The sequence below is a fragment of the Paramagnetospirillum magnetotacticum MS-1 genome (genome assembly GCF_000829825.1).
In the GTDB taxonomy this organism is placed as follows: domain Bacteria; phylum Pseudomonadota; class Alphaproteobacteria; order Rhodospirillales; family Magnetospirillaceae; genus Phaeospirillum; species Phaeospirillum magnetotacticum.
Genome location: NZ_JXSL01000027.1, coordinates 430530 through 448841, shown reverse-complemented (window position 1 = coordinate 448841; position 18312 = coordinate 430530). Strand labels below are relative to the sequence as shown.

Genomic DNA, 18312 nt, shown 5'->3' with positions numbered 1-18312 from the left:
ACCTCTCCATGCCCTCAAAACGGGGACGTATCAAGCCGGAAAGACATGGTGAGGGCGAGGAACGGTGCGCCAGGTTCCGCCCCTCTTTTCGAACCAGTGATGGCGGATGGTATGGAAAACCTCGCCGCTCCAGCCCCGGATGGCCACCTCCATGTGGTCGGCGTCGAAGCTCAGCAGGCAATAGCCGTTGGCATCCTCGCGCAAACGGGTGGAGCAGGCGGTGGTGGCCTGGACCAGAACCAGGGAATGGCCGTTGGCTCCGTTGATCAGTTCGACGCGGGCGTGGTGGACATGGCCGGTGAGCACGGCATCGATCCCGTGATCAAGGAGCACTTCATAGGGATGGCCGCCCGAGGTGGTGGAAGGCGGGTGATGCAGGAAGACCAGCCGGGTCGCCTCGGGAGGGGCGCCGTCCAGGGTGGTTTCCAGGTGGTCGAGATGAGCGCCTTTCAACGCGCCAGACTTCCAGCGCAACGACCGTGTGCTGTCCAGACCCACGGCCACCAGGGACTCGTCCACCCAGGCGGGGAAAGGCTCGTGGCCGGGCAGGTGCATATGGAACTTGGCACGGGGTCGGAAAATGCGCCTCAAGGGGCGGTAGAGGGGTTCCAGGTCGTGGTTGCCCGGCACCACCAGGGCGGGGGCGGGACAGTGGGAGAGAAAGCTCCTGGCCTCGGCGAACTGGTGCGAGCGGGCCCGCTGGGTCAGATCGCCCGAGACGATCACCAGATCGGGGCGTTGGTGCTGCAGGTCACGAAGCAGGGCGTCAACCACCTTGGAATCGGTGCGGCCAAAATGCAGATCCGACAGATGCGCCACAATCCTCATGCCGCACCCTCCGGCACGGGCATCAGAACGCGCAGAGCCTTGGGCCGGGCGCGGAACACCAACGGCGCGCCCATCACCGTGACTTCGCCATCCAACGAGACCATCATGCGCCGCTTGCGGCTGGTCACGCGCACTTCCCCCGTGGTGTAGGTTCTGATGCGGGGACTGGCCCGCCAATGGCCCAGCAACGCCTCGAAGAACAGCCACAGCAAGGACAGGCGGCCCGAACAGGCGGCAACGTGAATCACCAACTGGCCGGTGTCCAATGTCTCGCGCGACAGGGGCAGAGGCTCTTCGCGCCATGGATTGTTGGTGATGAACAGCATGGGGGTCGAGACGGTGATATTGCCCTCGGGCAGGTTCAGCGTCACATCGATCAACGGGAAGCGGCGGAAAGCCCTGAGCGCGGCCAAAGCCATGGCGCGGCCCTTGCCCATGCCGCCGCGCTGCATGTGATCCCTGCGGCGCACCACCCAGGGATGCATCCCCATGGAGGCCCAGATGGCGAAGGGCAGGCCGTTGACCTCGGCCAGATCGATGTCGCGGGGGATCGCGCCGCCTAAGATGCGGGCCGCCTCCACCGGGTCCTGGGGCAGGCCGAGATCGCGGGCGAAGAGATTGAGCGTGCCCAGCGGCAGGATTCCCAAAGGCTTGTCTCGGCCCAGGCCCGCCACGATGGCAGTCAGGATGGTACCGTCGCCGCCGCCAACGACCACGGCATCCAGGCTATTGTCATGGGCCATGGCCGACAGGGCGCGGGCCAGTTCCCGCCGTCCGACGATTTCGCTACTGACCTCATGCCCGGCCGCGGCCAAGGCAGCCACGATGGAGTCTACCGTGGCATCCAGCGGCAGACGGCGGAAGGTTCCGGCGGACCGGTTGATGAGAAGGGCCAGTCTCATGAAACGACAGCACTCCGCCCGAGGAGCGGTGTCAAGCTTTAGAAAATGGGCTTGTCCCCGAAGACCAGGGTCTCGCCGCCGGGCATGACGACCCGGTCGCGGCCGCCGCGCTTGGCTTCGTACATGCGCTGGTCGGCCAGTTCGATCAGGGCGGGCCAGTCATTGGCGCCATCGGTCATCCGTTCGGCGACGCCGATGGACGCGGTCATGGGCGCACCGTCGGGACGCAGGCCGAAACCGGTGGTGCGCAAGCGCTCCATCAGGATGCGGGCGCCCTCGGTATTGGTTTCGGCCAAAATGGCCACGAATTCCTCGCCACCCCAGCGGACCAGGACGTCGCCGCGCCGCAGCCCCTGCCGCAGATTCTCGGCCAGGGCCTTCAGGGCCTTGTCGCCTTCCTCGTGGCCGAAGCTGTCATTGATGGACTTGAACTTGTCCAGATCGAAGAAGGCGATGGCCAGGGAGGTGTTGCGCATGGCCGACAGCCGGAACTGAAGGTCCAGGGCCTCGCCGCCGGAACGCCGCGTATAGGCGCCGGTCAGGGGGTCGATCATGGCCCGGTTGACCAGGGCGGTGATGTAGTGAAGCTGGCTCATGCCCGAGAACATGGCCACGCCCATCACCAGCACCATCAGCCAGAACATGGGGCCGTGAACGTCCACGCTGAGGGTCTGGCCCCCCATGAACAGCCCGATCACCGCGAAGGCGAAAGCCGGGGCCGAGAACAGGGCCACCTCGAAGGCGGTCAGCGGAAAGATCGCCAGACCGGCCAGCACGATATTAGGCATCAGGGCATAAAGCTTGGTGACCAGCAGGGCCACGCCGGTGACGTGCAGTTCCTCGGTCACCAGGATGGAAAGCAGGTAGAAGACCGGCGGCACCAGCAGCAGGATCATCAGCATGGAATCGGCCTGAAGCCGGGACTTGGCGATGTCCCAGGGCCACGCCAGCAACAGGAACACCACCCCGGAGCCCAGGCGCAGGACCGTCATCAACGCCCATTGCGGCCAGGGAAAGACGAACCAGTCGATAATGGACCACATGGGCACCATCACCGCGAAAATGGCGGCGACCAGCTGAATGCGCGAAATGATCACCGAGGCCGCGTGACGGCGGATATGCGCCGAATGGCGGAGGGGCACCAAAAGATCAAAGAACTGGCCCCAGGTGATCTTGATGGGGGCGAACAGATGGGAGGCGAAGGATCGCCAGCCCTTGGGGCTTTCAGAATTGCCGTCGATCAGGTCGGATTGCATCTGCCCAGATCCGTCCACAGCCCAACTCCTGCTCTTGACCTGCCCCGGCACTTCGGAACGGGGCGGAGGGTATTGGAAAAACCGTAACTTGACAATGGTCAAGCATGACATATCACGGTTGAAAAGCACGGTTTCAAGCCGCATTCTTCCGGAAGAAACCGAGCCGTAAAGGCCGAATCCGGATGATGAACGGGAGACGCAGATGTCCGCAACCAATCCTTACAATACGCATCTCGACAAGAACCCGGCCAATTACGTGCCATTGACGCCGTTGGGCTTTCTCGAGCGTTCCGCTTCCGTTTATCCGAACCGCGTTTCCGTCATACACGGAGATCTTCGCTTTACCTGGAAAGAGACCTATGACCGCGCCCGGCGTTTGGGCTCGGCCCTGGCGGCGCGGGGAGTGGGGGTGGGCGACACCGTGGCGGTCATGGCGGCCAATACTCCGGCCGCCTACGAGGCGGCGTTCGGCGTGCCCATGACCGGCGGTGTGCTGTGCGCGCTCAACATCCGTCTCGATGCCGAGGCCATCGCCTTCATGCTGAGCCATGGAGAGGCCAAGGTTCTGCTGACCGACCGCGAATTCGCGCCCACCATCAAGAAGGCGCTGTCGCTCCTGGACAAGAAGCCCCTGGTCATCGACATCGACGATGCCGCCGTCACCACGGGCGAGATGCTGGGCGAGATGGAATACGAAGCCTTCATCGCCGGCGGCGATCCCGATTACGCCTGGGTCTGGCCTGCCGATGAGTGGGACGCCATCGCGCTGAACTACACCTCGGGCACCACCGGTAATCCCAAGGGCGTGGTCTATCACCATCGCGGCGCCTATATCAACGCCCTGGGCAACGTCGTCAACTGGGGGATGACGGGGCATCCGGTCTATCTGTGGACCCTGCCCATGTTCCATTGCAACGGCTGGTGTTTTCCCTGGACCCTGGCGGCCTTGGCCGGAACCAATGTCTGCCTGCGCCGTGTGGATGGTGGGCATATGTTCGCCGCCATCGAGAAGCACAAGGTCACCCATATGTGCGGGGCGCCCATCGTCATGGGCATGTTGATCAACGCCCCGGAAAAGGACCGCCGTCCGCTGCCCCACCCGGTGGAGTTCATGACCGCCGCCGCGCCGCCGCCCGCCGCGGTGATCGAAAGGCTGGAATCCCAGGGGTTCAAGATCACCCATGTCTACGGTCTGACCGAAGTCTACGGCCCGGCCACAGTGTGCGCCTGGCACGAGGAATGGGATGCGCTGCCCACCGAGGAGCGGGCCCGGTTGAAGTCGCGCCAGGGCGTGCGCTACGTCAACGAGGAGGCGATGATGGTCGCCGATCCCCTCACTCTGGTCCCGGTGCCCAAAGACGGCGTCACCATGGGCGAGGTGTTCTATCGCGGCAATGTGGTGATGAAGGGATATCTCAAGAATCCCGCCGCAACCGACGAAGCTTTTTCGGGTGGCTGGTTTCATACCGGCGATCTGGGGGTTTGGCACGGCGACGACTACATCGAACTGAAGGACCGCTCCAAGGACATCATTATCTCGGGTGGCGAGAATATCTCGACCATCGAGGTCGAAGGCGTTCTCTATCAACATCCGGCAGTGGGCGAGGCGGCCGTGGTGGCCCGTCCCGACGAGAAATGGGGCGAAACCCCTTGCGCCTTCATCGGCCTGAAAGAGGGAGGAGCGGCAACGGCCGAGGAGATCATGGCCTTCTGCCGCCAGCGTCTGGCCCATTACAAATGCCCGCGCACCGTGGTCTTCACTTCCTTGCCCAAGACATCCACCGGAAAAGTTCAGAAATACGTCCTGCGGGAAATGGCCAAGAAACTCAATGATTGATTGAAGGGGCGAGCGGTGGATTGACCTTATTGCCGCTCGCCAATTCACTGGATCGGAAACAATTTATCACCATCGGCGGTTTGACTGGTCAGACCGTGCCCGGATATAGTCTGCCCTCCATGAGTACGAAAATTTCCGGCGAGCAGACACGCGTGATGAATCTGGATGTCGGTGGGGTGAAACCCACGGAGGCGGTGCATCGCGGGCTGGCGGAACGCCTGATCTGTCTTCACGACGAGATCAAGGGCGACGTTGCGCTCGGTGGTCTCAGCCGTATCGCCATCGCGCTTTACGATGAAACCTCGGACGTTCTCAAGACCTTCATCCATTCCAGCGACGGCGATAGTCCCCTGGATCATTCCACGGCGAAACTGACCGAGGTTCCGGGGCTGTCCCGGCTGGCCTGGACCGGAGCGCGGCGGATCATCAACGATCTGGAAGAGGTGGCGTCCAGCGGCCAGGACCATGCCATCCGTCTCTTCGCCGCAGGCTACAGATCCAGTTACACCGTTCCCATCCATTCCAAGGGTGTCTTTTACGGCTTTCTGTTCCTCAATTCCTTCGCGGTGAATTTCTTCTCGCCGACGGTGATACACCGCCTGCGCCCTTACGCGGAATTGATCGCCCAGATCATCATGCGCGAATTGGATACCGTCAGGATGATGCATGCGGCGGTGAAGGTGATCCGCCAGGTCTCCACGGTGCGCGACGAGGAAACCGGCGCCCATCTTGCCCGCATGGCCCGCTATTCCAGGATCATCGCCTCGCGTCTGGCGCCGCAACTGGGGCTGTCGGACGAATATGTTGAATATCTGTTCCAGTTCGCGCCGTTGCACGATCTGGGCAAGATTTCTGTGCCCGACCATATTTTGCTCAAGCCCGCCCGCCTCACCACCGAGGAATACGACGTCATGAAGGGCCATGTGGCCCGCGGCGTGGAGATCGTCGACATGATGGTCGGCGATATCGGGCGGCAATCCCTGCCGCATTTCGACATGCTGCGCAATGTGGTGGCCTATCACCACGAGGCCATCGATGGCAGCGGCTATCCCCACGGCTTGGCCGGGGGGGAGATCCCCCTGGAGGCGCGCATCGCGGCGGTGGCCGACGTCTTCGACGCACTGACCTCGGTGCGGCCCTACAAGGGCGCCTGGACCAATCAGGCGGCCATCGACCTTTTGCGAACTCAGACGGGCGCGAAATTCGACTCGCTTTGCGTCACTGCCCTGATCGACAGCGCCGATCTGATCGCCGATATTCAGAGCCAGTTCGACGAGACGGTTTACGATTGATGCTGTTCCCGGCCCGCCTTGTGATGCTTTCCGCCCTGCTCTTGGGCAGTGCGGCCATGGGGGCTGAATCTGGCCAGTCGGATTGGTCGCGGGTGGGCGGACCGGCTTCGGGGCAGGCCTCGGTGATCGGCTCTCCCGCCGCCGGTTGCCTCAAAGGCGCCGTATCCCTGGCTGAGGACGAGCATTCGTTTCAGGTGCTGCGGCCGTCACGCAACCGTCATTGGGGCCATCCGGCCACCATCCGATTTGTTCAGGACCTGGCCCGCGCCGCCAAGGGTGAGGGGATCACCGGACCATTGCTGATCGGCGACATGGCGCAGCCCCGGGGCGGCCCCATGCCCGTCGGCCATGGCAGCCACCAGAACGGCCTTGATGTCGATATCTGGTTCCGTCTGCCCGCCAAGCCGCTCAGCCGCGCCGAAATCGAGACTCCCAAGCCGATCACCATGGTCAACGGTACGGAGATCGACGAGGAGTCCTGGACTCCGGCCCAGGCCCGTCTGTTGGAACTGGCGGCCCGGGCGCCCCAGGTGGACCGTATCTTCGTCAACCCTGCCATCAAGAAGGCCGTCTGTCGCGCCACTTCCGCCAATGGCGACCGCGATTGGCTGCGCAAATTGCGGCCCTGGTGGGGCCATGACGAGCATTTCCACGTCAGACTGTCCTGTCCCGCCGACAGCCCCGATTGCGAGCGGCAAAAACCCATGCCCGAGGGTGACGGCTGCGGCGAGGAACTGGACTCCTGGTCGGCCAAGCCCACTTGGCCCGCGCCTCCGTCCCGACCCCATATCCAGTCCCGCCCGCTGCCGGACGCCTGTGCCGGGTTGGCCCGCAAAGGTTAGGCTTGCAAAGGTGAGGGGAAGGGCGTAGAACCCCGCCACCAATCCGCACGCGGGATCGCGGCGGCGGCATGTCTTTGTCGCTCGTTCGCTCCGGTGCCGGGAGATATCCCGGCCACACCCGCGGAGGTTCAACCGGAGAAGCAAAGGACTTATCCAATGGCTCTGCCCACGTTCACCATGCGCCAGCTCGTCGAAGCCGGTGTGCATTTCGGTCACAACACCCGCCGCTGGAACCCGAAGATGGCCTCGTACCTCTTCGGCATCCGCAACGGCATCCACATCATCGACCTGCAGCAGAGCGTGCCCATGCTGCACCGCGCCATGCAGGCCGTGCGCGACGTGACCGCTGGCGGTGGCCGCGTTCTGTTCGTCGGCACCAAGCACCAGGCCTCCGAAGTGGTAGCCGAATCCGCCAAGCGTTGCGGCCAGTACTTCGTGAACCATCGCTGGCTCGGCGGCATGCTGACCAACTGGAAGACCATCTCCAACTCCATCCGCCGCCTGCGCGAGCTGGACGAGCAGCTGGCTTCCGGCGCCCTGGCTGGTCTGACCAAGAAGGAGCAGCTGGTCCTGTCGCGCGAGAAGGAGAAGCTGGACCGCGCGCTCGGCGGCATCAAGGATATGGGCGGCCTGCCCGATATCCTGTTCATCATCGACACCAACAAGGAAGCCCTGGCTGTTCAGGAAGCCAACAAGCTGGGCATTCCGGTGGTGGCGATCATCGACTCCAACTGCGATCCGGCTGGCATCACCTATCCGATCCCCGGCAATGACGACGCCATCCGCGCCATCCAGACCTATTGCGATCTGATGTCGGGCGCCGTTCTGGACGGCATCCAGGCCGAGATCACCCGTGGCGGCGGCGACGTCGGCGCTTCGGCCGAGGCTCCGGTCGAGCAGATTCCGGAAGTGGTCGCCGAGGCGGCCGCCGAGGAAGCCGCCGCTCCGCAGGCCTAGGCTTCGGAGAGACTGTTGCGATGGCGGCGACCCGATGTCGCCGCCATTCGCTTGAGAACCAACCAATCATTCGTCGAGAGGGAATACCCATGGCCGAGATTACCGCTTCGCTGGTCAAGGAGCTGCGCGAGAAGACTGGCGCTGGCATGATGGACTGCAAGAAGGCGCTGGGCGAGACTGCTGGCGACGTTGAAGCCGCCATCGACTGGCTGCGCAAGAAGGGTCTTGCCGCCGCCGCCAAGAAGGCTGGCCGCGTCGCCGCCGAGGGTCTGGTCGGCATTGCCGCCGCTGGACCTAAGGGCGTGGCCGTCGAAGTCAATGCCGAGACCGATTTCGTTGCCCGCAATGATCAGTTCCAGGGCTTCGTCGCCTCCGTCGCCGCCGTGGCACTGGCCAAGGGCGCCGATGTGGAGGCCATCAAGGCCGCCGCTTGCCCCGGCACCGACAAGAACGTCGCCGACCAGCTGACCCATCTGATCGCCACCATCGGCGAGAACATGTCGCTGCGCCGCGCCGTTCGCCTGGAAGTGTCGGCCGGTGTGGTCGCCTCCTATGTGCACACCGCCATTGCTCCCGGCCTGGGCAAGATCGGCTGTCTGGTGGCTCTCGAGTCCACCGGCAATGTCGATCGCCTGAACGAAGTGGGCAAGCAGATCGCCATGCATGTGGCGGCCGCCAATCCGCTGTTCCTGGACCCGTCGGTGGTCGATACCAGCGCGCTCGACCGCGAGCGCAACGTGCTGACCGAGCAGGCCCAGGCTTCGGGCAAGCCCGCCGCCGTCATCGAGAAGATGGTGGAAGGCCGCATCCGCAAGTACTACGAGGAAGTCTGCCTGTCCGAGCAGATCTTCGTCATCGACCAGGAGAACAAGATCTCCAAGGTGCTCGAGAATCTGGGCAAGGAGATCGGCGCGCCGGTCAAGCTGGCCGGTTTCGCCCGCTTCGCGCTGGGCGAGGGCATCGAGAAGGAAGAGAAGGACTTCGCCGCCGAAGTGGCTGCCCAGCTGGGCGGCTGATCGGACGGGTCGTTCGGGCCGTCCGCTCCCCTCATCAGGGGGCGGGCGGCCTTTTTTCTCCCCATTAGGGGGGGAGACAGGCTGGTGGAATGGTGTATGATCGCCGCCGCCCGCGCCAAGTATTTTGGCAAGACTTTTCAGCCCGAGGATTCCATGGCCAGCGACGCCAAATTCCGCCGCGTTCTCCTCAAGATTTCGGGCGAAGGCCTGATGGGAAAGCGGGAGTACGGTCTTGATCCCGAGACCGTCGACCGCATCGCCCGCGAGGTGAAGTCCGTCCGCGACCTCGGCGTCGAAGTCTGCGTGGTCATCGGCGGCGGCAACATCTTCCGCGGCGTGTCCGGGGCTTCCACAGGCATGGAACGGGCGGCGGCCGACAACATGGGCATGCTGGCCACCGTCATCAACGCGCTGTCGGTGCAAAATGCCCTGGAAAAGGCCGGTGTCGAAACCCGCGTCCAGTCGGCCATCGTCATGCCCACCGTGTGCGAGGCTTTCATCCGCCGCCGCGCCATCCGTCATCTGGAAAAGGGCAGGGTGGTGATTTTTGCCGCAGGTACCGGCAATCCGTTCTTCACCACCGATACCGCCGCCGCCCTGCGCGCCGTCGAGATGGGCTGTGACGCTCTCTTGAAGGCCACCCAGGTGGATGGCGTCTATACCGCCGACCCCAAGAAGGACAAGGACGCGGTCCGCTATGACCGTTTGACCTTCAACGAGGTTCTGGCCCGTGACTTGGGTGTGATGGATACTTCCGCCATCGCTTTGTGCCGCGAGAACAAGGTTCCTATCGTGGTATTCGACCTGCACCGGCCTGGCGCCTTCGCCGAAACGGTCGCGGGACGCGGCCTGTTCACCATCATCAGCAACGATTAATAAGCCTCAAGGGGAGTCGATCGTGTCCGCTCCGACTAACTGGAATGACCTCAAGAAGGATGTCACCCGGCGCATGGACAGTGCCGTCGAGGTGCTGAAGAAGGAATTTTCGGGCCTGCGTTCGGGCCGCGCCTCCGTCAACTTGCTGGACCCGGTGGTGGTCGAGGCCTATGGCCAGACCATGCCTCTCAGCCAGTGCGGCACCGTGGGCGTGCCCGAGCCGCGCATGCTGACCGTGCAGGTGTGGGACAAGTCCCAGGTCAAGGCCGTGGAAAAGGCCATCGCCAATGCCGGTCTCGGCCTCAATCCCCAGGCCGACGGCCAGATGATCCGCGTGCCGATTCCGGCGTTGAACGAGGAGCGCCGCAAGGAGCTGCAGAAGGTGGCGGGCAAATATGCCGAGCAGGCCCGCATCTCGGTGCGCAATGTGCGCCGCGACGGCATGGACTCCTTGAAGAAGATGGAGAAGGACGGCCACATCTCCGAAGACGAAATCAAGAAGCACGAAAAAGAGGTCCAAACCGTAACCGACGACACGATTAAGAAGATCGACGAGGTTCTGGGTCATAAGGAAAAGGAAATCATGCAGGTTTGAGGCGGCGAGGACCCGAAAATGGAGCCCATGCTTTCCAACGCTGATCAGCCGCCGCCACCAGCGCATGTCGCCATCATCATGGATGGTAACGGGCGCTGGGCCAAGGCGCGTGGCCTGCCGCGCACCGCTGGTCACAAGCGGGGCGCCGAGGCGGTCCGCCGCACGGTCGAGGCGGCGCGTGAGATGGGTGTTTCCTACCTCACTCTCTACGCCTTTTCCTCGGAGAACTGGAAGCGTCCGGCCGGTGAGATCACCGATCTCATGGGACTGTTGCGTCTTTATCTTCGCAATGAGGTCAACAGCCTCCACAAGAACGGCATCCGCCTCAAGGTGATCGGCGACCGGACCCGTCTGGGGGCCGATATCATCCGCCTGATCGAGGATTCTGAGGCCAAGACCGCTGGCAATACCGCGCTGACTCTGCTGCTGGCCCTGTCTTACGGCGGACGCCAGGAGATCGTCGCGGCGGCCAGGGTCTTGGCCCAGGATGTTGCCGACGGAAAAGTTGCCGCCGAAGACGTGGACGAGGATGCCATCAACGCCCGTCTGTCCACGGCGGGCATTCCCGATCCCGACATGATCATCCGTACCAGCGGCGAGCAGCGGATCAGCAATTTCCTGCTGTGGCAGGGGGCCTACGCCGAATTGGTGTTCATGGATACCTTGTGGCCCGATTTCGGGCGCAGCGAGTTGGAGTCCGCCATTCGTGATTTTCACGGCCGCGACCGCCGTTTCGGAACGGCCAGGTAGCCGCGCGTGCTGAAAACCCGCGCCCTGTCCGCTCTCGTCATGGCTCCGCCCGCCCTGCTTGCCGCCTGGGCCGGTGGCTATGCCTTCGCGGTTCTGATCGCCCTTGCCGCGGCCTTGATGTGCTGGGAATGGCACCGCATGCTGAATGGCGGCTTCGCCCTGTCGGGGAGGGTTGCCTCTTTGGGGTGCGCTCTGGCCTCGCTGCTGACCGTGGCGCGGCCCGATATCGGATTGGCCATGGTGCTGCTGGCCGCGCTGACTTCGGGCGGACTGGCGGGCAACGACCGGTCGGGGCGGGGTTGGGCTGGCTTTGGGGTCTTTTATGCCGGACTGCCCTCGGTGGCTTTGGTGTGGATTCGCGCCCATCCTCAATTCGGCGCCGAGATCATCGCGTGGATTTTGCTGGTGGTATGGGCGACGGATATCGGAGCCTATGCCTTTGGCCGGATGATCGGAGGGCCTAAGCTGCTGCCGTCCGTCAGTCCGAAAAAAACCTGGGCGGGACTTATCGGCGGCATGCTTTGTGCGGCATTGACCGGCGTGGGGATGGCATTCTGGGCAGGTGCATCGGAAAATACGTCGCTGGCCGTGATCAGTGCCGCGGTTGCCGTGGTCGCCCAGATCGGCGATCTGTTCGAGTCCTGGATCAAGCGGCGTTGCAACGTCAAGGACTCAAGCAATATCATTCCGGGCCATGGCGGTGTGCTTGACCGCGTCGATGGCCTGCTGACCACCGCCCTTGCCGTGGCGGCGTTCTCTCTGGCGACCGGCAAGACGGTCCTGGACTGGCAATGAAGGAAGAAGCATGAGCGGGCGCAAGGGTGTCACCATTCTGGGCTCGACGGGGTCCATCGGTTGCAACACGGTGGATCTGGTCGAGAGAAACCCCGAGCTCTATCGTGTCGAGGCTCTGGTGGCCAATTCACGCGTGGACATCCTGGCCCAGCAGGCCAAGACCCTGAGGGCTAAGCTCGCCGTGGTCGCCGATGAGGGGGCTTATGGCGCTCTGAAGGAGGCTCTGGCCGGAACCGGCATCGAAGCTGCCGCCGGGCCTGAGGCCGTGGTTGCCGCCGCCCGGATGCCCGCCGACTGGGTGATGGCAGCCATCGTCGGCGCCGCCGGTCTGGCGCCCACCCTGGCGGCGGTGCGCCGTGGCGCGGTGGTCGGCCTGGCCAATAAGGAGTGTCTGGTCTGCGCCGGTCAGCTGATGATGGCCGAGGTGGAAAAGCACGGCGCCACCCTTCTGCCCGTGGATTCCGAGCATTCCGCCATCTTCCAGGTGTTCGAAGCCGACCAGCACGACCGGATCGAAAAGATCATCCTGACCGCCTCGGGCGGTCCGTTCCGCACTAAGACCCGCGAATTCATGGCCGATGTGACGCCCGAACAGGCGGTGGCCCATCCCAACTGGTCCATGGGCGCCAAGATCTCGGTGGATTCCGCCTCCATGTTCAACAAGGGCCTGGAACTGATCGAAGCCCATCACCTGTTCGACATGCCCGAGGACAAGATCGACATCGTCGTCCATCCCCAGTCGGTCATTCATTCGTTGGTGGCCTATGTGGACGGCTCGGTTCTGGCTCAGTTGGGCTCGCCCGACATGCGCACCCCCATCGCCTATGCCCTGGGCTGGCCCAACCGTATCGAGGCGCCGGTGCCCAGGCTTGATCTGGCCACCATCGCCACCCTGACCTTCGAGGCCCCCGATCCTGTGCGGTTCCCCTCTTTGCGTCTGGCGCGCGAGGCTTTACGGGCGGGCGGTTCGGCCGCCGCCGTGATGAACGCCGCCAACGAAGTGTCGGTGGCCGCCTTCCTGGGGCGGCGCATCGGCTTCCTCGACATCGCCTCCATCGTCGAGCGTACCGTGGCTGGCGTGACCCATTGCGAACTGACCAGCATTGACGACGTTTTGGCCCAAGATGCCGAGGCGCGCCGTTTTGCATCTGCCCTCATCGATGGTGGCCGCTGACACATGGATCTTTTCGGTCTACTCAACAGCGTCCTGCACGGCGTCTGGTATTATCTGGTCATCTTCCTGGTCATCCTGACCGTCGTGGTCTTTGTCCACGAATTCGGGCATTTCCTGGTGGCCCGCTGGAACGGGGTCAAGGTGGAGGTCTTCTCCATCGGCTTCGGGCCGGAGGTCTGGGGGCGCGTCGCCGCCAACGGCACACGCTGGCGTATCGGCCTGCTGCCGCTGGGCGGCTTTGTAAAGATGTTCGGCGATGCCGATGCGGCCTCGGCCACGGCCAGCGACCAGCCCATGAGCGATGAGGAAAAGGCCCAGGCCTTCTGCCACAAGCGGGTGGGGCAGCGCGCCGCCATCGTCGTGGCGGGGCCTGCCGCCAATTTTCTGTTCGCCATCCTTGGTCTGGCTGGCATGTTCATGGTGCTGGGCCAGCCAGTGACCCAGCCGGTGATTGGCATGGTCCATCCTGGGACCGCCGCTGAAACTGCCGGGCTGAAGGCGGGCGACCGTATCACCGCCATCAATGGACGCGCCGTGGAGCGTTTCCAGGATATCCAGCGCATGGTCCGCCTGGAGATCGAGAGCGAGTTGTCGCTTTCGGTCCGGCGCGGCGACAAATCCTTCGACGTGGCGGCGCGTCCCCGCATCATCTCGCGCAAGGGCGTGTTCGGCGACATGGAGAAAGTGCCAGTTCTGGGCATTTCCGCCGATCCGGCCAGCACTGAAATCGTCCGTCACGGTCCTGTCTCGGCCCTGGGTGAGGCCCTGGCCGAGACGGAGAACATGGTGCGTTCCACATTCATCGGCATCGGCCAGATGATCAACGGCACCCGCGACACCGACGAACTGGGCGGTCCGATCCGAATCGCCAAGGGAGCAGGAGAGGCGGCACAACTCGGCCTGGCCAGCGTAGTCTTCTATACGATCCTGCTGTCGCTCAATCTTGGCCTGATCAATCTTTTTCCTATTCCTATCCTCGATGGCGGGCATCTAATGTTTTATGCGTTCGAGGCCATTCTTGGGCGCCCCCTGGGGGAGAAGGCCCAAGAATATGGTTTCCGAATCGGGTTGTTTCTGGTATTGGCCTTGATGGTCTTTGCCACCCGCAACGACCTTGTGTCGCTGCCGGTCTGGGATATGGTGAAGCGGCTGTTTTCGTGAGCCGGTCCAAGGGATCGGATTTACGAAGCTCAAGGGGGGCCTGGATGCGTTTCGTGCTGTGGACCGCTGTGCTGCTGGGCATCCTGGCTGGTGTTATGCCGGCTCTTGCCCAGGAAGGCGGTCGTATCCGCTCCGTCTCCATTCTTGGCACTCAGCGTATCGAGGTCGAGACGGTCCGGTCTTACATGACCATCGCCGAAGGCGATCTGTATGACACCGACCGCGTCAACCGTTCTCTCAAGGCGCTTTTCAATACTGGACTGTTCCAGGATGTGGCCATCCGCCGCGAAGGCGAGCAGTTGGTGGTCCGGGTCGTGGAAAATCCGATCATCAACCGGATCGCTTTCGAGGGGAACAGCCGCATCAAGGAAGAGCAGTTGAGCTCCGAGGTTCAACTGCGTCCACGAACCGTCTACACTCGTTCCAAGGTCCAGGCCGACGTCAAGCGCATCCTGGAACTGTACCGCCGTGGCGGCCGATTCGCCGCGACGGTCGAACCCAAGATCATCCAGCTCGAGCAGAACCGCGTCGATCTCGTCTATGAGATCAGCGAGGGCCAGCCCACTTATGTCCGCCGCATTGCCTTCGTCGGTAACAAGCGTTACGACCAGGATAAACTGCGCGAGATGCTGCAAACCAAGGAGGAGCGGTGGTATCGCTTCCTCTCCACCGATGACACCTATGATCCCGACCGGGTTACTTACGACCGCGAATTGCTACGCCGCTTCTATCTGAAGCATGGCTTCGCCGATTTTCGCGTCAGTTCGGCCATCGCCGAGCTTACCCCCTCGCGCGAAGGCTTCTTCATCACCTATACCATCGACGAGGGCGAGCGTTACAAGTTCGGCGCCTCGACCATCAATGCCGATTTGCGTGACCTGAAGCCCGAGGACCTGCAGCCGCTGCTGATCAGTGAACCCGGAGACTGGTACAACGCCGATCAGGTGGAAGACATCGTCCAGAGGCTGGTTGATGCGGTTGGAACCAAGGGTTTCGCCTTTGTCGACGTGAAGCCCCAGGTTCGCCGCAATCGCGAAACCCAGACCATCGACATCACTTACGACATCAAGGAAGGCCCGCGGGTCTTTGTCGAGCGCATCGATATTTCCGGCAATGTCCGTACCCTCGATCAGGTGATCCGTCGCGAATTCCGTCTGGTGGAAGGCGATGCCTTCAATTCCGCCAAACTGCGCCGCTCGCGCCAGCGCCTGAAGGACCTCAATTTCTTCGAGAAGGCTGAAATTACCAACATTCCGTCGGACACGGCTCCGGATCGCACTGTCATCAAAGTGGATGTCACGGAGAAGTCTACGGGCGAGCTGACGTTCGGCGTCGGCTGGGCATCCTCGGCCGGACCGATCATCGAGGCCTCGTTGCGGGAACGCAATCTTCTGGGCCGTGGTCAGGATTTGCGTCTTGGCGCCGGTCTGGGCACCAAGCGGAGCAGTCTGGATCTGTCCTTCACGGAACCCTATTTCATGGATCGTGAAGTGGCGGCCGGTTTTGACGCCTTTGTCGTCGACCGCAAGCTTCAGAGAGAAAGCTCCTATGATGCGTCGTCGATGGGTGGCGACCTGCGTGCGGGCTATCGCCTGTCCGAGAATCTGCGTCAGGATGTGGTCTATACCCTGAAGCAGGACACGGTGAAGGGCATCAACAGCACCTCGCCCTACGTCCTCGAACAACTTGGCTCGAAGGTGAGTTCTGTTATCGGACAGGGCCTGCTCTACGACCGGCGCGATTCCCGCATCGATCCGACCGAAGGCTATTTCATCCGATTGGGTACGGATGGAGCCGGTTTGGGCGGTGATATCCGGTATCTGCGCGGTTCGATCTCCGGCGGGCAGTATTTTACCCTGACCGATAAGGTCATTCTCGGCATCAGCAGTTCGCTGGGCTATATCTACGGCCTCGACCAGCGGGTGCGCATCACCGACCGCTTCTATGTGGGTGGCGATAATCTGCGCGGCTTTGCCAATGGTGGCGTCGGCCCCCGAGACAAGAATACCGGCGATGCGCTGGGTGGTATCTGGCAGGCCGTGGGCTCGGCCCAGGTCAAGTTCCCCCTGGGTCTGCCCGAGGAGTTCGGTGTTTCCGGCCAGGCCTTTACCGATATCGGCACCGCTGGCCCGACCGATACCGCCGATACGACCAATGTCAACCAATCCTCGTCGATCCGCGTCTCACCCGGCGTCGGCCTTTCCTGGAAGTCGCCCATGGGTCCGGTTTCCGTCGATCTCGGTTTCCCGCTGGTCAAGGAGAAGTTCGACAAGAAGGAAATCTTCCGGTTCAACTTCGGAACCAAGTTCTGACCGTGCTCAAACGGCGAGTCGCGGCTTCAAGTGGAAGAGATGTCGTGAGGAACACCCTGTCACGCCGCCTTGCCCTGGCTGCCCGTTTGCTCTCACTGGTTATGGCGGCTCTTCTGTGGAATTGCGGTGCGGCCGAGGCTCAGCGGGCCTCGGTTGCGCCCATGAGCCTGATCATCGTCGATATCCAGCAAGCCCAGCGGGAATCCTTGCCCGGACGGGCTCTGGCGGCCCAGCGCGACAAGTATCAGCAGAATTTTCAGGCCGAGTTCAATTCCACTCGCCAGGCACTGCAGCGCAGCGACCAGGATCTGGCCAAGCAGAAAGGCACCATGCCGCAAGAGGCTTATGACCAGAAGGTCAAGGCCCTGGAGTTGCAGGTCGTCGCCTTCCAGAACAGAACGCAGATGGCGGTACGCGCCCTGGAGAAATCCACGGATTCCGCCATGGCGGAATTGATGAACGCCATCCTCACCATCACGGGGGAAATTGCCGCCGAGATGGGGGCCAATCTGGTTCTGCCCAAGCAGCAGGTGGTCTTGCACGAGCCTCGCATGGATGTTACCGCCCAGGTGATCGAGCGTTTGAACAAGAAGCTGCCCGCGGTCAATTTTCCCATTCCCCAGGTTGATGCCTCCGCGCCGTCAGAAGCGCCGCCATCTCCCAAGTCCGGCAAGAAGTGACATCACATGGCCGATCCCCGTTTCTTTACTGTCGCAGGTCCCTTCACCCTGGCCCAACTGGCGGAAATTTCCGGCGCGGCGGTGGCTGAAGGCGGCGAGCTTGGCGCCAGATTTGTGGATGTTGCCCCGCTGGAGCAAGCGGAGGCGGACACCGTGTCCTTCCTCGACAACCGCAAATACGTGGCCGCCTTTCAGGCCAGCAAGGCGGGTTTGTGCGTTGTGGCGCCGGAAATGGCGGAAAAGGCCCCGGCGGGCATGCATTTGCTACTGTCTGCCGATCCCTACCGTGCCTATGCCCGCATCGCCCAGGCCTTCTACCCCAATCCCGCACCGGAGCCCTGGGTGGCTCCGACGGCGTATATTGACGTGACGGCGAGTGTGGGCGAGGGGTGCCGCATCGAACCCGGCGCGGTCATCGGCTCCAATGCCCGGATCGGCGCCCGCTGCCGCATCGGCGCCAATGTGGTGATCGGCCAGGGTGTCGTGCTGGGCGAAGATTGCACCATCGGCGCCAATGCCACGGTGTCTCATGCCCTGGTGGGCAATCGCGTCAACATCTATCCAGGCGCCCGCATCGGCCAGGATGGCTTTGGTTTTGCCATGGGGCCGCAAGGCCACCTCAAAGTGCCGCAATTGGGCCGGGTGGTCATCGGCAATAATGTGGAAATCGGCGCCAATACCACCATCGACCGAGGCGCGGGGCCCGACACGCAGATCGGCGACGGCTGCATGATAGACAACCTCGTCCAGATTGGGCACAACGTTCAGCTGGGCCGCGGATGCGTCATCGTGGCGCAGGTGGGAATTTCCGGTTCGACCCGCATGGGCGATTTCGTCGCCGCGGGTGGTCAGGCCGGGATTACCGGCCATTTGAAGATTGGGGCGGGCGCCAAGATCGCCGCCCAGGCCGGGGTGATGCGGGACATTCCCCCGGGGGAAACCGTCGGTGGCGCGCCCGCCGTGCCCATGGCGGATTGGCTGCGCCAATCGGCTATTCTGGGCAAGATGGCGCGGAAAAAGGGTTAAGGCCAAAGGCAGG

The 18312-nt window shown here is 63.0% G+C and carries 17 protein-coding genes; 14 read left to right on the top strand and 3 right to left on the bottom strand.

The genetic code is table 11. The annotated features are described in order from the left end of the window. Positions 1-30: 30 nt before the first annotated feature. Genes CCC_RS10785 through CCC_RS10775 form a run of 3 tightly spaced genes read right to left on the bottom strand, consistent with a single transcriptional unit; the run spans position 31 to position 2986 of the window. Positions 31-828: a metallophosphoesterase family protein gene (locus tag CCC_RS10785; protein WP_041041236.1), complete on the bottom strand. Its 798-nt coding sequence runs from the start codon at positions 826-828 to the stop codon at positions 31-33. Beyond that, entirely contained in the window at positions 825-1730 is a 906-nt protein-coding gene (gene mamU, locus CCC_RS10780) for a lipid kinase MamU (RefSeq protein ID WP_009867529.1), read from the bottom strand. Before mamU ends, CCC_RS10785 begins: the two co-directional genes overlap by 4 nt. A gap of 38 nt (positions 1731-1768) precedes the next feature. Beyond that, entirely contained in the window at positions 1769-2986 is a 1218-nt protein-coding gene (locus tag CCC_RS10775) for a GGDEF domain-containing protein (RefSeq protein WP_052473104.1), read from the bottom strand. 202 nt (positions 2987-3188) lie between these two features. Here CCC_RS10775 and CCC_RS10770 point away from each other — a divergent pair, with 202 nt between their 5' ends. From CCC_RS10770 to lpxD, 14 genes are all read left to right on the top strand, one after another. Then, complete coding sequence (locus tag CCC_RS10770) at positions 3189-4823, top strand: acyl-CoA synthetase (RefSeq protein ID WP_041041234.1); 1635 nt, start codon at positions 3189-3191, stop codon at positions 4821-4823. A gap of 119 nt (positions 4824-4942) precedes the next feature. Further along, positions 4943-6115 carry an HD-GYP domain-containing protein gene (locus CCC_RS10765; protein WP_041041458.1) on the top strand — a complete coding sequence of 391 codons (1173 nt, stop codon included), beginning with the start codon at positions 4943-4945 and terminating at the stop codon, positions 6113-6115. Then, positions 6115-6957 carry a penicillin-insensitive murein endopeptidase gene (mepA, locus tag CCC_RS10760; RefSeq protein ID WP_009867786.1) on the top strand — a complete coding sequence of 281 codons (843 nt, stop codon included), beginning with the start codon at positions 6115-6117 and terminating at the stop codon, positions 6955-6957. The genes CCC_RS10765 and mepA overlap by 1 nt, the downstream gene beginning before the upstream one ends. 156 nt (positions 6958-7113) lie before the next feature. Beyond that, positions 7114-7914: a 30S ribosomal protein S2 gene (gene rpsB, locus CCC_RS10755; protein WP_009867788.1), complete on the top strand. Its 801-nt coding sequence runs from the start codon at positions 7114-7116 to the stop codon at positions 7912-7914. 89 nt (positions 7915-8003) lie between these two features. Next, complete coding sequence (tsf, locus tag CCC_RS10750; RefSeq protein WP_009867790.1) at positions 8004-8930, top strand: translation elongation factor Ts; 927 nt, start codon at positions 8004-8006, stop codon at positions 8928-8930. 153 nt (positions 8931-9083) lie between these two features. Continuing rightward, on the top strand, positions 9084-9806 hold the full coding sequence (gene pyrH / locus CCC_RS10745) for a UMP kinase (RefSeq protein ID WP_041041456.1): 723 nt from the start codon (positions 9084-9086) through the stop codon (positions 9804-9806). Positions 9807-9828: 22 nt separating this feature from the next. Continuing rightward, positions 9829-10401 carry a ribosome recycling factor gene (frr, locus tag CCC_RS10740; RefSeq protein WP_041041231.1) on the top strand — a complete coding sequence of 191 codons (573 nt, stop codon included), beginning with the start codon at positions 9829-9831 and terminating at the stop codon, positions 10399-10401. A gap of 18 nt (positions 10402-10419) precedes the next feature. Continuing rightward, a complete protein-coding gene (locus CCC_RS10735; RefSeq protein ID WP_009867794.1) occupies positions 10420-11151 on the top strand; it encodes an isoprenyl transferase in 732 nt (243 codons plus the stop codon). A gap of 6 nt (positions 11152-11157) precedes the next feature. Next, complete coding sequence (locus CCC_RS10730) at positions 11158-11946, top strand: phosphatidate cytidylyltransferase (RefSeq protein ID WP_009867796.1); 789 nt, start codon at positions 11158-11160, stop codon at positions 11944-11946. A gap of 10 nt (positions 11947-11956) precedes the next feature. Next, on the top strand, positions 11957-13120 hold the full coding sequence (locus CCC_RS10725; protein ID WP_009867798.1) for a 1-deoxy-D-xylulose-5-phosphate reductoisomerase: 1164 nt from the start codon (positions 11957-11959) through the stop codon (positions 13118-13120). A 3-nt stretch (positions 13121-13123) separates the two neighbouring features. After that, a complete protein-coding gene (gene rseP, locus CCC_RS10720; protein WP_009867799.1) occupies positions 13124-14281 on the top strand; it encodes an RIP metalloprotease RseP in 1158 nt (385 codons plus the stop codon). A gap of 44 nt (positions 14282-14325) precedes the next feature. After that, a complete protein-coding gene (gene bamA, locus CCC_RS10715; RefSeq protein ID WP_041041229.1) occupies positions 14326-16593 on the top strand; it encodes an outer membrane protein assembly factor BamA in 2268 nt (755 codons plus the stop codon). A gap of 44 nt (positions 16594-16637) precedes the next feature. Beyond that, positions 16638-17273 carry an OmpH family outer membrane protein gene (locus tag CCC_RS10710; RefSeq protein ID WP_041041227.1) on the top strand — a complete coding sequence of 212 codons (636 nt, stop codon included), beginning with the start codon at positions 16638-16640 and terminating at the stop codon, positions 17271-17273. A 6-nt stretch (positions 17274-17279) separates the two neighbouring features. Further along, complete coding sequence (gene lpxD, locus CCC_RS10705; protein ID WP_009867378.1) at positions 17280-18299, top strand: UDP-3-O-(3-hydroxymyristoyl)glucosamine N-acyltransferase; 1020 nt, start codon at positions 17280-17282, stop codon at positions 18297-18299. Positions 18300-18312: the final 13 nt, after the last annotated feature.